At 63.4% G+C, this 314-nt stretch carries 1 pseudogene; it reads left to right on the top strand.

The window, feature by feature from the left end:
• Positions 1 to 290: pseudogene (locus tag AF337_RS32790) on the top strand (sugar ABC transporter permease); the annotation flags it as partial.
• Positions 291 to 314 lie beyond the last annotated feature (24 nt).

A 314-nucleotide genomic window follows, 5' to 3' on the forward strand; every position in this document is an offset into this window, starting at 1 on the left:
TCTATGTCTCGATCATCCTGCCGCAGCTCGGGCCGGCGCTGGCCGCGGCCGGCATGCTGCTCGCCATGGGCGTGATCAAGACCTATGACATCGTCGTCGCCATGACCAATGGCGGCCCCGGCAATGCGACGGAGGTGCCGGCGAAATTTATCATGGACAATCTGTTCGGGCGCCAGAATCTCGGCCTCGCCACAGCAGGCGCGACAGTGCTTGTCCTCGGCGTGATCATCGCAGTCGCCCCGTTCCGCTACATCATGCACATGCGCGACAAAGCAAAGGGAGCCGCGTGATGGCCCGTCCTCATCCAAACGGCC

The sequence above is a fragment of the Rhizobium ecuadorense genome, from assembly GCF_001187535.1.
Lineage (GTDB): Bacteria > Pseudomonadota > Alphaproteobacteria > Rhizobiales > Rhizobiaceae > Rhizobium > Rhizobium ecuadorense.